Annotated in this window: 14 protein-coding genes; 10 read left to right on the top strand and 4 right to left on the bottom strand. The window is 64.4% G+C overall.

All coding sequences use genetic code 11. The features are described 5' to 3' along the window. Positions 1 to 2: 2 nt before the first annotated feature. The gene (gene ccoN / locus BN60_RS01880) at positions 3 to 1466 is read right to left on the bottom strand and encodes a cytochrome-c oxidase, cbb3-type subunit I (RefSeq protein WP_020694279.1); all 1464 of its coding nucleotides are present in this window, start codon (positions 1464 to 1466) and stop codon (positions 3 to 5) included. Between the two features lie 124 nt (positions 1467 to 1590). Between ccoN and BN60_RS01885 the strand changes: the two genes are divergently transcribed. Then, entirely contained in the window at positions 1591 to 2412 is an 822-nt protein-coding gene (locus tag BN60_RS01885; protein ID WP_020694280.1) for a DUF2189 domain-containing protein, read from the top strand. Here BN60_RS01885 and BN60_RS01890 read toward each other — a convergent pair. Beyond that, entirely contained in the window at positions 2387 to 3040 is a 654-nt protein-coding gene (locus BN60_RS01890) for a sulfite exporter TauE/SafE family protein (RefSeq protein WP_051150074.1), read from the bottom strand. The two genes, BN60_RS01885 and BN60_RS01890, sit on opposite strands and share 26 nt — an antisense overlap. Before the next feature lie 185 nt (positions 3041 to 3225). Here BN60_RS01890 and BN60_RS01895 point away from each other — a divergent pair, with 185 nt between their 5' ends. The 6 genes from BN60_RS01895 to BN60_RS01920 all read left to right on the top strand — a co-directional run bounded on the left by BN60_RS01895 (position 3226) and on the right by BN60_RS01920 (position 8590). Beyond that, complete coding sequence (locus BN60_RS01895) at positions 3226 to 4062, top strand: universal stress protein (RefSeq protein WP_020694282.1); 837 nt, start codon at positions 3226 to 3228, stop codon at positions 4060 to 4062. Beyond that, entirely contained in the window at positions 4062 to 5405 is a 1344-nt protein-coding gene (gene hemN, locus BN60_RS01900; RefSeq protein ID WP_020694283.1) for an oxygen-independent coproporphyrinogen III oxidase, read from the top strand. The genes BN60_RS01895 and hemN overlap by 1 nt, the downstream gene beginning before the upstream one ends. A 15-nt stretch (positions 5406 to 5420) precedes the next feature. Then, on the top strand, positions 5421 to 5636 hold the full coding sequence (locus BN60_RS01905; RefSeq protein ID WP_020694284.1) for a hypothetical protein: 216 nt from the start codon (positions 5421 to 5423) through the stop codon (positions 5634 to 5636). Positions 5637 to 5695: 59 nt separating this feature from the next. Further along, a complete protein-coding gene (locus BN60_RS01910) occupies positions 5696 to 7249 on the top strand; it encodes a PAS domain S-box protein (protein WP_020694285.1) in 1554 nt (517 codons plus the stop codon). Beyond that, positions 7239 to 7844 carry a response regulator FixJ gene (fixJ, locus tag BN60_RS01915; RefSeq protein WP_020694286.1) on the top strand — a complete coding sequence of 202 codons (606 nt, stop codon included), beginning with the start codon at positions 7239 to 7241 and terminating at the stop codon, positions 7842 to 7844. Before BN60_RS01910 ends, fixJ begins: the two co-directional genes overlap by 11 nt. A 92-nt stretch (positions 7845 to 7936) precedes the next feature. Next, a complete protein-coding gene (locus BN60_RS01920) occupies positions 7937 to 8590 on the top strand; it encodes a helix-turn-helix domain-containing protein (RefSeq protein ID WP_043284538.1) in 654 nt (217 codons plus the stop codon). A gap of 18 nt (positions 8591 to 8608) precedes the next feature. Here the strand turns inward: BN60_RS01920 and BN60_RS01925 are convergent, their stop codons facing one another. Then, a complete protein-coding gene (locus tag BN60_RS01925; RefSeq protein ID WP_020694288.1) occupies positions 8609 to 9010 on the bottom strand; it encodes a hypothetical protein in 402 nt (133 codons plus the stop codon). Then, positions 9007 to 9216 carry a hypothetical protein gene (locus BN60_RS01930; protein ID WP_020694289.1) on the bottom strand — a complete coding sequence of 70 codons (210 nt, stop codon included), beginning with the start codon at positions 9214 to 9216 and terminating at the stop codon, positions 9007 to 9009. Before BN60_RS01930 ends, BN60_RS01925 begins: the two co-directional genes overlap by 4 nt. Before the next feature lie 225 nt (positions 9217 to 9441). Between BN60_RS01930 and BN60_RS01935 the strand changes: the two genes are divergently transcribed. From BN60_RS01935 to BN60_RS01945, 3 genes are all read left to right on the top strand, one after another. Then, on the top strand, positions 9442 to 10584 hold the full coding sequence (locus tag BN60_RS01935) for an acyl-CoA dehydrogenase family protein (RefSeq protein ID WP_020694290.1): 1143 nt from the start codon (positions 9442 to 9444) through the stop codon (positions 10582 to 10584). A 281-nt stretch (positions 10585 to 10865) separates the two neighbouring features. After that, entirely contained in the window at positions 10866 to 11840 is a 975-nt protein-coding gene (locus BN60_RS01940) for a Bug family tripartite tricarboxylate transporter substrate binding protein (protein WP_020694291.1), read from the top strand. A 361-nt stretch (positions 11841 to 12201) separates the two neighbouring features. Beyond that, positions 12202 to 12990: an IclR family transcriptional regulator gene (locus BN60_RS01945; RefSeq protein WP_020694292.1), complete on the top strand. Its 789-nt coding sequence runs from the start codon at positions 12202 to 12204 to the stop codon at positions 12988 to 12990. The last annotated feature ends 135 nt before the right edge of the window (positions 12991 to 13125 follow it).

Consider the following 13125-nt stretch of genomic DNA (forward strand, 5'->3'; position numbering starts at 1 on the left):
TCCTAGGCCGCGAGAGCAGGGTGGGGACGCGTGGAAACCGCTTCGGCTTCGCCGCGGATCGTGCGCCACATGTTGTAGGCCATGAGCAGTCCGCCGGTCAGGAAGCAGACCCCGCCCAGGAACCGGATGAAGTAGAAGGGCTGCATGGCGGCGACGGTCTCGACGAACGAGTACTGCAGGAAGCCCAGCTCGTCGTAGGCGCGCCACATCAGGCCCTGCATGATGCCGCTCACCCACATCGCGGTGATGTAGAGAACGATGCCGATGGTCGCGATCCAGTAGTGCCAGCCAATCAGGCGGGTCGACCACATGGCCGGGCGGTTCCACAACTTCGGCACCATATAGTAGAGCGTGCCGAACACGATGAAGGCGACCCAGCCCAATGCGCCGGAATGGACATGGCCGATCGTCCAGTCGGTGTAGTGGCTGAGCGAATTGACGGCCTTGATCGACATGACCGGGCCTTCGAAGGTCGCCATGCCGTAGAAGCCCACGGCGGTGACCGAGAAGCGCAGCCCGGGATCGGTGCGCAGCTTGTCCCACGCGCCGGAGAGCGTCATCAGGCCGTTGATCATGCCGCCCCAGCTCGGCATCCACAGCATGACGGAGAAAACCATGCCGAGCGTCTGCGCCCAGTCGGGCAGCGACGTGTAGTGCAGGTGATGCGGGCCGGCCCAGATGTACATGAACACCAGGGACCAGAAGTGCACGATCGACAGCCGGTAGGAGTAGACCGGGCGGTTCGCAGCCTTCGGAATGTAATAGTACATCATGCCGAGGAAGGCCGCGGTCAGGAAGAAGCCGACGGCGTTGTGCCCGTACCACCACTGGATCATGGCGTCCTGCACGCCCGACCAGGCGCCGTAGCTCTTGGAACCGGTGATAGACACCGGAATCGCCATGTTGTTGACGATGTGCAGGCCGGCGATGGTGATGATGAAGGCGAGGTAGAACCAGTTCGCCACGTAGATGTGCGGCTCTTCGCGCTTCAGCACGGTGCCGAGATAGACAACCAGGTAGGCGACCCAGACGATCGTCAGCCAGAGATCGATGAACCATTCCGGCTCGGCGTACTCCTTGCTCTGGGTGATGCCGAGCAGGTAGCTGGCGGCGGCCGTGACGATGAAGAACTGGTAGCCGAGCAGCACGAACCAGCCGAGCGGTGCGCCGCCGAACAGGCGGGCGCGGCAGGTGCGCTGCACGACATGGAAGGCCGTGCCGATCAGCGCGGTGCCGCCGAACGCGAAGATGGCGGCCGACGTGTGCAGCGGCCGCAGGCGGCCAAAGGTCAGGTACTCGCTGTCGAAACTGAGCTGCGGCCAGACCAGCTGGGCGGCGATGACGACGCCCGCCAGGAAGGCGACGATGCCCCAGAACATCGTCAGCACGACCGCAGCACGGATCACATCCTCGACATAGCGCGGCGCAGAGGGGCGTCCGGCATTCAGGATTGCTTGACTCGACATACTTTCTCCCCGCGAAGGTCGGACGGACCCTAGGAGATCGCCGCCGGAGAACCTTGATTTAGGTCAAGGCCCACGTCTGCCGGGCCGATATCTAGTGACGCATGCATTTCGAGAGTGAAACGCCATGAGCGAGTCCGTCGCGGTTTTCCCCGGACCGCAACCGCGCATCCGGCGCGTTGCGATCGACCGGCCGTGGACCTGGCTGGCAGCAGGCTGGAACGATCTATGGACCGTTCCCGTCATCAGCCTGTCCTATGGTTTGTTCCCAGTCATCACGGGCTGGCTGGCAATCGCTCTGCTGCTGTGGTTCGACTATCCCTCGCTGGTGTTGCCGCTCAGCGCCGGCTTCTTCTTTGTCGGGCCGTTCATTGCGGTCGGCCTCTATGAGACCAGCCGGCGGCTCGAAGCCGGCCTGCCCGTCGATGGCGACTCGACCCTGAGCGCCTGGCGTCGCAATGCCGATCAGATCGCCCTGATGGGCCTCGCCCTGCTCTTGCTGCACCTCGCCTGGATGCGCATTGCGCAGCTTCTCTTCGCCTTCTTTCCCTGGCAGAGCGTTCCATCCTGGACCCATTTTACGGATCTCCTTTGGCACGCAACGCGCAGCCTGCCGTTCCTTGCGGCGGGCGTGGCGATCGGCGCCGTGCTCGCCGCGGTGGCATTCGTCATCGGAGCCTTTTCGATGCCTTATCTCCTGGACCGCCGCTGCTCGAACCTGTTCGAAGCCATCGCCATCTCCGTCGCCGCGGTGAGGCTCAATCCCAAGCCAATGCTCTTGTGGGCCGGGTTGATCGTCATGCTGGTGACTATGGCGATGGTGCCGGGCTTCCTCGGACTGGTCGTGGTGTTGCCGGTCGTGGCGCATTCGACATGGCATGCCTACCGCGACATCGTGAGCTTCGAGGCGTTGCCCGAACCCGCTAGAAGCGCTGGCTCGCCAGCGTAAGCATCACCAGCGCGTTCCCAAGCAGGAGGGGCGCGCTCATCCATCGGCCCGCGCCTCGCAACTTCCGGCGCATCAGCAGGCCGCCCCAGCCCACGGCGATCAAGGCTGGCATCGTGCCGAGGGCGAAGGCTGCCATCGCGAGGCCGCCGCTCGACCCCGAACCCGTGCCGGCCGCGGCGGCCAGGGCGCCATAGAGCAAGCCGCACGGCAGGAAGCCGAGCAGGACGCCCAGGCTGTATCTCGCGGCATTGCCGGTGGCGCCGGCAAGAGGTCCGGCGAGGCGCGACAGCCAGGCCTGCAGACCAAACCCGTTGATGCCCAGCGACACCCCCAGTGCCTGGGTAATCAGCAGCAGCGCGGCCGCCACGAGTAGGGTGCCGGACAGCCAGCCGAAGGCCGCCGTCGACGCGAAAAGCCCCGTAGCCTCTCCGGCGATCGCCCCCAGCAGCACATAAGTCGTGAGGCGCCCGAGATGATAGGGCGCGAGCGCGGCCCCTGCGAGCCGATGCCATTCCCCGTAGTTGGCCCGCGCGGGTTTGTCGGCATCGGCAATGACTTGTCCGAGCACGAAGGGGCCGCACATGCCCGTGCAATGGATGAGGCTGCCGGCCAGACCTGCGAGAAGCATCGCGACGGGCAACCCGGCTGGATCCGCCGCTGCCGTCTGCAACCCGTCAGCGCAAAGCGCCAAGAACCGGACAATCGTCTCCATGCTCACAATAGATCATTTCGGCCTCGCCGCGGACTTGACGCAGGTCAAGGCACTCGTTGCACGCAGGCGGCAAAGCAAAACATCACCGGAGGAGATTGACCATGGAATACAAGACGATCCTCGTCCACTGCGACGCCGCGCCCAAGGTCGGCCAGCGGCTTGCCGTTGCAGCGGAACTGGCGCAGCGATTCGGCGCCCATCTGGTTGGCGTGCATGCACGACCGCCGTTCGAGGCTCCTGTCTTCTTCGAAGGGGGGATGCCGATGGACGCGCTGTTTGCCTCCTACGAAGCCGGCGTCAAGGCAGACGCAGAGGCGGCGCGGGCAGCCTTCGACAAGGCGCTGAAGGGGCGACACCTCTCGCACGAATGGCGGGCGGTCGACGGCTTCATCGACAGCGAACTCGCGATCCAGGCGCGTTATGCCGATCTCACCATCGTCGGGCAGACCGACTTCGATGCCCAGACGCCGACGCCGTCCGATCTTCCGGAATCCGTCGTGCTGTCGACAGGGCGGCCCATGCTGATCGTGCCGCATGTCGGAGTCCGTTCGCAGCCGGGTGAACGGGTGATGTTGTGCTGGAACGCCAGCCGCGAAAGCGCGCGTGCGGCGGCAGATGCCCTCCCGTTCCTGCGGGCGGCAAAGAAGGTCATCGTGCTGGTCGTCGATCCGCATACCTCGGCCGATGGTCACGGCGCGGAGCCGGGGGCAGATGTGGCGCACTGGCTGGCGCGCCACGGCATCGATGTCACCGTCCAGCGCGATGTTGCCGCTGACTCGGATGTCGGGGGCGTGGTCCTGTCGCGGGCGGTCGACCACAATATCGATCTGGTCGTGATGGGCCTCTACGGCCATTCGCGGGTGCGCGAGATGGTGCTGGGTGGCGCCAGCCGCACGCTCCTGTCCAGCATGACCGTCCCTCTGTTCGTGTCCCACTGATGGATGCCCGTACCCTCGCGGCCTACGATCGTGCGGTGCCGCGCTACACCAGCTATCCGACGGCCGCGCAGTTTCACGGCGCCATCGGCCCGGTCGAGCATCGGGCCTGGCTGCAGGATCTCGCCCGCACGAGCGCGACTTTCTACCTGCATGTTCCGTTCTGTGCCCGGCTCTGCTGGTATTGTGCTTGCCACACGTCGGCGGTGAACCGGCCGGACTCGCTCGACGCCTACGCGCAGGCCCTGGCGAAAGAGATCGACCTCGTCGCCGCGGCGGCCCCCGATCTCTGCATCGGGTCGATCCAGTGGGGCGGCGGCACGCCGTCGCAACTCGGCGTGGACCGGATCGTGTCGGTCGCCCGACAGCTTGCGGCCCGCTTCGATCGACGCAGTGGCGAAGAGACCTCGATGGAGATCGACCCGCGTTTCTGTGACGAGGCGCTCGTCGGCGCCCTGCAGGCAATCGGCGTCAATCGTGTCAGCCTCGGCGTTCAGGATTTCGATATCGGCGTCCAGCAGGCGATAAACCGGCTGCAGTCGGTCGACGACACGGCCGCGGCAGTCGCTCGCCTGCGCGAAGCGGGCATTCGACGCATCAACATCGATCTCGTCTACGGTCTGCCTCGGCAAACTCCCGAGACGCTGGCGCGCACACTCGATGCCGCCCTGCAATTGGCACCCGACCGATTCGCGGTATTTGCCTATGCGCATGTGCCGTGGATGAAGGCGCGCCAGAAGCTGATCGACACCGAAACACTGCCCGGTGCGGCCGAGCGGTCGGCCATGTCTGCGCTCGTGTCGGAGCGATTGCTCGCCGGTGGCTACGTGAAAGTGGGACTCGATCACTATGCGCGCCCCCACGACGCCTTGGCGATGGCGGCGGGGCGCGGCCAGCTCCGCCGTAGTTTCCAGGGGTACGTCGCCGAAGAGCGACCGTGGGTCGTGGGCCTCGGTGCTTCGGCCATCTCGAGCCTGCCGCGCGGCTATACGCAGAATGCCGCCGACACGACGCGCTATCGATCGCTGATGGATGCCGCCACCTTCGCGACGGCCCGGGGGCTGGAGTTCTGCGCTGCCGACCGGCTGCGCGGCGAAATCATCGAGCGGCTGATGTGCACCTTCTCGGTCGATCTCGCCGAGGTGTGCTGTCGTCACCAAGTGTCGTTGCCGTCATTCCTGGCCGAGATCGAGGCGCTCCCGGCGCTTGTCGATGACGGCCTGGTTGAACGGCAGGGAGACAGGATCAACGTCACCGAGCGCGGGCAACCGCTGGTGCGCTTCGTCTGTGCGGCATTCGATCATCACTTGCATCATGCCGATGGCCGCCACTCGCGCGGCATCTGAAGGGAGAATTGGGCCATGAGTACGCATCAACTGGTCGCTGCGCATGTCGAAGCAGCGCTCGCCGAGGCCGGCGGCAAGGGCATCTCCGAGGATGTTGTTGCACGGTGCCTTCTGTCGGAGGCGATACGGATCTTCCAGCGCGGCCGGCCGAACGACGATATTGCGGCGGAACTGACGGCCGCCGCCGACAATCTGGACGAGTCCACTCCGCTTGCTTTCATCAGGCCTTGAGCCGTCTTGTCGGTGTCGCCGCCGGCCATGCTATCGTGGCCGGGAAAGACAATGCATCGATGAGTCAACCCTCGCAATCCGCGACGTCCCCGGAAGAAGTCGCCGCCATCGTCGCGGCGTCGGGTCATGCGCAGCTTCTCCTGTGGCCCGATCTGCGCATCGTGACGGCGAGCGACGGCTACTGCGCTGCGCTGGGCCTCGGGCGCTCTGCGCTGGCCGGTCGGACACTCGACGAGGTCTTCGCTCCGGGGCCGGATCTGGAGATTCTCAAGGCATCCCTCGAAGTCGCGCGCGAGACGGGGCGCCCGCACCGCAACGACAGGTCCGGAAGGCTGCTGGTGCAATCGCCAGCCGGCAGTGCCGCGGGACTGTCGCTGGCCGATACGGTCAGCAGCCCGGTGCCGTCGCCCGACGGCGGGGTGAGGTGGCTGCTCCATGGTGCGGCCCTTCCCGGTGAAGGTGGGCGGACACACTTGGCGCAGGCCCTGGAAGCGGCGGAGGCGCGGCTGCGCTCGGTCCTGCAGACCGTGCCGGACGCCATGATCATCATCGACGAGCGGGGGCGGATCGAGTCGCTCAGCAAGACGGCGGAACGGCTGTTCGGCTTCAGTGCCGGCGAGGTCGTCGGACAGAACATCAGCATGTTGATGCCGTCGCCCTATCGCGAACAGCACGACGTCTATATCGAGCGCTATCTGTCGACCCGCGAGCCGCGCATCATCGGCATTGGCCGTATCGTCGTCGGGCAGCGCAAGGACGGCACCACCTTTCCCATGCATCTCACGGTCGGCGAACTTCAAACCGGCGAGCGGCACCATTTCACTGGCTTCATTCGGGATCTCACGGATCAACAGATCACGGAGACCCGCCTCAAGGAGCTGCAGTCCGAAGTCACGCACATGTCGCGCTACACGGCGCTCGGCGAAATGGCCTCGACGCTTGCGCATGAAATCAATCAGCCCCTGACGGCGATCAGCAACTACCTGAAAGGCTCGCAGCGTCTGATCGATCGTCTGGAGGGAGAGCCGGTGCCCCAGTTGCGCGACGCCGTCGGGAAGGCGGCCGAGCAGGCCTTGCGCGCCGGCCAGATCATCCGTCGCCTGCGCGAATTCGTGTCGCGTGGCGAAAGCGAGCGGCGAATCGAGAGCCTGCCCAAACTGATCGAGGATGCGAGCACGCTGGCCCTGGTCGGCATCAAAGATGTCGGTGTCGAGGTGCGTTTCAGGCTCGACGCCCGGGCGGATCAGGTTCTGGCGGATCGGATCCAGATTCAGCAGGTGCTGGTGAATCTGATTCGCAATGCCATCGAGGTGATGGCGGACAGCGAGCCGCCGCGTACGCTCGAGATCGCGACCGCGGCCGACCCGGACGACATGGTCGTGGTGAGCGTTGCCGATACGGGCGGCGGCCTTGCGCCCGAGATCGCCCGTAACCTCTTCCAGCCGTTCATGACGACCAAGCGCAAGGGCATGGGCCTGGGGCTCTCGATCTGCCGCACGATCGTCGAGGCACATGGCGGGAAGATCTGGGTGGAGACGCCTGCCGGTGGAGGTACCGTCTTCCGCTTCACTTTACCGGGCTTCGGCCGGCAAGAGGGCGGCCATGGCCGCTAGCCAGGTCGTACACGTCATCGATGACGATGCCGACGTTCGTCAATCCCTGGCCTTTCTGCTGAGCACGGAAGGTCATGCCGTCCGGGTGCACGACTCGGCGCTGGCTTTCCTGAAGGCGCTCCCCGACGCGCAGGACGGCTGTGTCCTTACCGACATTCGCATGCCCGATATGGACGGGCTGGAACTTCAACGCCGCCTCAACGAACTGAAGGCGGGATTTCCTGTCATCATTATGACCGGGCATGGCGATGTGTCGCTCGCGGTGACGGCGATGAAGGCCGGCGCCGTCGATTTCATCGAGAAGCCGTTCGACGACGAGGCGCTCTTGTCGGCGGTCCGGACCGCGCTCGCCCGGCATGCCACGGACAGCGAGCGCCAGGCGCGGTTGGCGGCTGTGCAGGCGCGCCTGGCGGGATTGTCGTCACGCGAGCGCGAAGTGCTGCAAGGGCTCGTCGCCGGCAAGGCCAACAAGGTGATCGCCTACGATCTCGGCATTAGTGCGCGCACCGTGGAGGTTCATCGGGCGAATGTGATGACGAAAATGCAGGCCGACAGCCTTTCCGAGCTCGTCCGCATGGTGCTGGCGGCTACGTAGAATCCCTTAGATCAACCCCGAATGGTTGCCGGGCGGCCGGCGGGATACCGATGCGCATCGACAACCTTCCGGCTGAAACCGGGGAGATACCGATGCAGATCCTCGCAAGCGCTATCCAGATGCCTGCCGCCTTCGCCCTGCGGGGCGCGATGTCGGGAGGGGTGCCGCAGACCCTGAGAAAGGGCGAGGAGCTGTTCGCCGAGGGCGATGCCGCCGATTGGTTCTACAAGGTCGTGACGGGCGCCATAAGGACCAGCAAGCTGCTGAGCGACGGTCGGCGCCAGATCGGCGCCTTCCATCTTGCCGGGGAGATTTTCGGGCTGGAGGCTGGTGAGAACCATCGATTCACCGCCGAAGCCTTGGCCGGAGCCACAGTTCTCGCCTATTGCCGTACCTGCTTGGAACCGTCGGCCCGCGATGGCGGTGCTTTGCGCGAAGAGGTGCTCGCCTCGGCAATCCGCAGTCTCGACCGCGCGCAGGAGCACATGCTGCTGCTCGGACGCAAGACGGCGCAGGAAAAGGTCGCCGCTTTTCTCCTGGACATGGCGGATCGCATGCCTGATGGCAACGGCCAGTTCGAGCTGCCCATGCCGCGCTCCGACATCGCTGACTATCTCGGCCTCACGATCGAAACGGTGTCGCGGACACTCAGCCAGTTCACACGCGACGGGCTGATCCGGCTGCCGGCTGCCAGTCGATCGATCGAGCTTTGCAATCTGCAGGCGCTACGGCAGCTCAACGTCTAAGCGTATCGACCGCAACACTCAGCCCGCGGGCGGGACGGGCTGCATCCGGTCGATGGCCTTGAAGGCGCGACGCGCCTGGTCGAGCAGTTCCCCATCGGTCGGGTGGTCCATCGCCTCGACGCCGACGAGCTTGGCGTGGACCCAGGGCATCGTCTTCTCGACGTGACGAACCAGCTCAAGCTTCGCCTGGGCTGGACCGACCAGAAGCCATTCCGTGGTGCCGCGCAGGGCATCGATGATGTGATCCAGAAAACTCATATCGAGGGCCTGGTGGCCCGAACCGATGACGCCGGCTTTGTGGTGGACTTGGCGGAACGGGTTGTGTGCCTTGATGGTCTCCCGCTCGATGTCGACGGCATTGAAGCGGAAGATCCGGGCTTCCTTGGAGTCCATCCAGACAATGGCGTGGCTGTGCGTCATTTCAGCTCCTTGGTATGTCGCGACAGGTTTGCCGACGTCGGCTGACGCTCGGCCAGAAGCCGGCCGTTGCGCGGATCGACGATATGCAGGCGGCGGCAAGCCAAGCAGTGCTGCCCAACGTAGGTCGGCAGTGGCGAGTTGGTCTCCTCGAAGCTTCCCTGGACGTTGTAGCCTGTACTTGGACAGCGGAAGACGAAGGTCTGCATTAGCAATCCCGTAGCGCCTTGGAAGACGCGGCGCTTTGATCCAGCGCAAGCCCGCAAGGATGACCGCTGCGATGAAGGGGCGCGTCTGCCGGTTCGGCGCGCGGGCTGTCCGGATGACTCGCAGTTTCTGCCGATCATCCGACTTTCGTTCGTTGACCTGCATTGGGAAGGGGAGCAATCTTCTTCAAATAGAAACTTATTCACTATCGAGAATTTCGCTCCGCCATGGATTTCTCCTTCTCCGAACAGCAGGTCGCCGTGCGCGACACGGTGAGACGTCTCTGTCAGTCGGAGCATCAGCGGCTGGTTGTTGCCGCAGAGGAGAACGAGGTTCTGCCGCGCGAAGTGTTCGCGCGCTGGGGCGAACTCGGCCTGCTGGGCGTCCGCTATCCGGAAAGCGACGGCGGCAGCGGTCTCGACAAGGTCAGCGACTGCATCGTGCGCGAGGAGCTGAGCTACATGAGCCAGGGCTTCGCATCGAGCTGGTCGGCGCACAGCCATCTCGGAATCTGGCCGATCTGGAAAGCCGGCACTGACGATCAGCGCGAGCGCTTCTTCCGGCCTGCCGTGGCAGGGAAGAAGATCGCCGGCTTCGCTCTGAGCGAACCCGATGGAGGCTCGAACATCCGTGCGCTCAAGACCCGTGCCGAACGCACTGCCGGTGGCTGGAAGCTCAACGGCAGCAAGCTCTACATCACGAATGCGCCGATCGCCGATTTCCTGCTCGTTGCAGCCCGCACTGCGCCGGAGCTTCGCAGCGACGCCATCAGCCTGTTCATTGTCGAGCTGCCGGCCAGGGGCATGCACATCGACAAGCTGAAGAAGGAGGGCATCCGTGCCTCCGAGACCGGCCTGATCCACATCGAGGACGTGTTCGTGCCTGACGATTGCGTCCTGGGCGGACGCCTCGGGACTTACCCTGTCATCCTCGAGTCGTTGAGCGAGAACCGCGTCGGTGTCGCGGCCAATGCGCTCGGCATGGCGCGAGCGGCGTTCGATGCGGCCACAGTCTATGCGCAGGACCGCATGGTCGCGGGCAAGCGTGTCGGCGACTACCAGGCAATTGGCCACAAGCTTGCGGAGATGTCGGCGCAGATCGAGGCGGCCAGATGGCTCGTCTACTACGGTGCCTGGCGCGTCGACCAGAATTCGCTGGACTCGTCGACGGCCGCGCGCGTCAAGCTGATCGCGAGCGAAACCGCGGTGGCGGTGAGCGAGCAGGCGATCCGCATTCACGGCGGCGCGGGGATCATGCGCGAGTATCCGGTGGGCCGTATCCACCGCGACGCGCTGGTCTACGTGATCGGCGAAGGCACCAGCGAGATCCAGAAGAACATCATCGCGCGCGATCTCGGCTTCAAGTCCTGAGAGACAGCGCGTTCGCTACGACGTCGAAGATACCGGACGGCGCGCTTGTTCTGCGCAGGCGCTACGCTGCTGATCCGCATCAACCGTCGCACAGTGGCATGTAGGCCGCGCCGATGGCGGATTTCTCTATTGAGAATAGAATTTTCTTGGAAGAGAATTTGGCTCCGGAATGCCTTGCATGCCGGTTGACCACATGCCTGCTCACCGTGCCATGACGACCGTCGCATCTCGATGCAAAAAGCATCACGACAAAAAGACATAACATAAAAGGAGGAACCCCAATGAATTTTGTCCGCTGGCTTGCCGGCTTCGCTGCTGCAGCGAGCCTGGTAGCGGCCGTGCCCGTCGCGGCGCAGTCATATCCGAACAAGCCGATCCGGCTGATCGTGCCGTTTGCGCCCGGCTCCGGAAGTGACATCCTTGCACGTATTCTTTCCGAGCCATTATCTCAGGCGTTGGGCCAGCCAATCGTCATCGACAACAAGCCCGGGAACAATACGACGGTGGGCACCGAGATTGTCGCGACGGCCGCGCCGGACGGATACACGCTCGGCCTCCTGACCAACTCCGGTCTCGCTGCGAGCCCGGGCGGCCTGACGAGCGGAGTCCGCTACGACCCGGTCAAGGACCTGTCCTATGTGACGCTGGTCGCGTCGGTCAATTACGTGTGGCTCGTCAACAACGACGTCAAAGCGAAGACCGCCCCCGAGCTGATCGAGCTGATCAGAACCAACCCAGGAAAGTACAACTACGCAAGCGGCAACACAGGCGGCATCGCCTACGGTGGCTACATCAAGAATGCTCATAAGCTCGACGTGACGCATGTGCCCTACAAGTCGACGCCTCCGGCGCTGGCCGACCTGATCAGCGGACACGTCCAGATCATGGTGGCCGACGTGCCTGCGTCGTTGAGCATGATCCGGGCAGGCAAGATCCGGCCGGTCGGCGTGCCGTCCGCCAAGCGCTATGAGCTATTGCCCGACGTTCCGACCTTCGTGGAAAGCGGCCTGGCCACGCCGCCGAACATGGATGGCTGGTGGGCCCTGGTCGCGCCTGCCGGGACGCCCAACGAAATTCTCGACCGCTTGAACAAGGAGGTCGTCAAGGTCCTCGAAACGGAGGCGATCAAGACGAAGCTGTTGCAAAGCAGTCTGGTGCCGACGCCGTCGACGCGCGAGCAGGCAGCGCAATATCAGAAGGATCAGCTGCAGGTGTGGACGAAGATGGTCAAGGACCTGAACCTCAAAGTCGACTGACAGAGGCCTACCGCACTGATTGCCGACGGGTCTGCTCGATCCGTCGGTTGCCGACAGGATGGCCGGTGCGCGCTGCTCGGCTGACGGGCAGGCCTGTGTCGGATGCAGTTGCCCATTGCTGACTTTCCATTTGGCCGCCGCGATTGGCGCCACTCGGCCATGGAAGTGGGCACCGTCACTGGGCTTGCATCCGGTGTGCGCAAGCTTATTGCCCGGTATCTCGATAGGTTCGTCCCGTCGACGGTGTGCCAGGATCTCTCAGCTCTGCATTCGGAGGGATGGCGATCATTTCCGATGCCGAATAATGTGGTCCCATAATCTGGAGTGCAGCGCGTCGATCTGGATGCCGAGAACGAATGCCATGCCGCGTGAAGAGCCGGCGCCGGAGAAGCTCGTTGGTGCCTTGATCGGCGGCCTTGCTGTCCTGCGCTATCTGGTGGCGACACAGGCCCCTGTCGGTGTCAGCCGCATCGCCCGGGATCTCGAACTCAATCCAAGTACCTGCTTCAACCTTCTCAAGACACTCGTGCATGAAGGTCTTGTCGTTTTCAACGAGACCACCAAAACCTACTCGATCGGGCTCGGCCTGCTGGCGCTGGCCAAGGGGACGCTGGAGGAGGTGAGCTACATCGCCATGGTACGGCCGCATCTTCGCGAGGTGGCCGCGAACCATGGTGTGACCTGCACGCTGTGGCACGTGATGGGCGGCGAGCGCGTGGTGCTGGTTGATCGCGCTGACAATGATGCGACGATCCGCGTCCATATGAGCATCGGCCAGCGCCTGCCGATGTATATCGCGGCCCTGGGTCGGGCGATGGCCGCGCAATCCGGGTTGACCACGCCGGAGCTGCGCTCGCGCTTCGCCAAGCTGCGTTGGGAGGGCGATCTCACTTTCGATACCTACCTGACCGAGGTCGAAGAGACGCGCAGGCGAGGCTACGCGGTCGATCAGAGCCACTATGTGAGGGGCGTGACCACGGTTTCGTCCGTCGTGGTAGATGCTTCGGGCAAGCCGCTGATGGCCATCAGTGCCGTCGGCTTCGGTGCACAGATGAGCAGGGCCGATATCAAATCGCTCGGCGAAGACCTGCGCGACCGTGCGGCGGCGATCTCGTCTGCGATGGCAGGCCAGCACCGGCCACGCGGCTGAGTGACTTCGAGATATGCCCCCAAGTGTTTCCCCTGTTGCGGAGCAAGCGTGCCGACGGGCAGGGGAAGGGCGCTCCTCCGCCGGCTGGAGCGCCGGCCCAGTGGCGCGCAACGCGGCAGAGTCGTACTTTGTCAC

Source organism: Reyranella massiliensis 521, assembly GCF_000312425.1.
In the GTDB taxonomy this organism is placed as follows: Bacteria; Pseudomonadota; Alphaproteobacteria; order Reyranellales; family Reyranellaceae; genus Reyranella; species Reyranella massiliensis.

Bases quoted from the DNA above. Each gene is read 5' to 3' on its own strand.
- BN60_RS01930 (WP_020694289.1), bottom strand. From the start codon at position 9,216: ATGCAGACCTTCGTCTTCCGCTGTCCAAGTACAGGCTACAACGTCCAG.
- hemN (WP_020694283.1), top strand. From the start codon at position 4,062: ATGGATGCCCGTACCCTCGCGGCCTACGATCGTGCGGTGCCGCGCTAC.
- BN60_RS01935 (WP_020694290.1), top strand. From the start codon at position 9,442: ATGGATTTCTCCTTCTCCGAACAGCAGGTCGCCGTGCGCGACACGGTG.
- BN60_RS01925 (WP_020694288.1), bottom strand. From the start codon at position 9,010: ATGACGCACAGCCACGCCATTGTCTGGATGGACTCCAAGGAAGCCCGG.
- BN60_RS01940 (WP_020694291.1), top strand. From the start codon at position 10,866: ATGAATTTTGTCCGCTGGCTTGCCGGCTTCGCTGCTGCAGCGAGCCTG.
- BN60_RS01910 (WP_020694285.1), top strand. From the start codon at position 5,696: ATGAGTCAACCCTCGCAATCCGCGACGTCCCCGGAAGAAGTCGCCGCC.
- BN60_RS01895 (WP_020694282.1), top strand. From the start codon at position 3,226: ATGGAATACAAGACGATCCTCGTCCACTGCGACGCCGCGCCCAAGGTC.
- BN60_RS01945 (WP_020694292.1), top strand. From the start codon at position 12,202: ATGCCGCGTGAAGAGCCGGCGCCGGAGAAGCTCGTTGGTGCCTTGATC.
- fixJ (WP_020694286.1), top strand. From the start codon at position 7,239: ATGGCCGCTAGCCAGGTCGTACACGTCATCGATGACGATGCCGACGTT.
- ccoN (WP_020694279.1), bottom strand. From the start codon at position 1,466: ATGTCGAGTCAAGCAATCCTGAATGCCGGACGCCCCTCTGCGCCGCGC.
- BN60_RS01905 (WP_020694284.1), top strand. From the start codon at position 5,421: ATGAGTACGCATCAACTGGTCGCTGCGCATGTCGAAGCAGCGCTCGCC.
- BN60_RS01885 (WP_020694280.1), top strand. From the start codon at position 1,591: ATGAGCGAGTCCGTCGCGGTTTTCCCCGGACCGCAACCGCGCATCCGG.
- BN60_RS01920 (WP_043284538.1), top strand. From the start codon at position 7,937: ATGCAGATCCTCGCAAGCGCTATCCAGATGCCTGCCGCCTTCGCCCTG.
- BN60_RS01890 (WP_051150074.1), bottom strand. From the start codon at position 3,040: ATGCTTCTCGCAGGTCTGGCCGGCAGCCTCATCCATTGCACGGGCATG.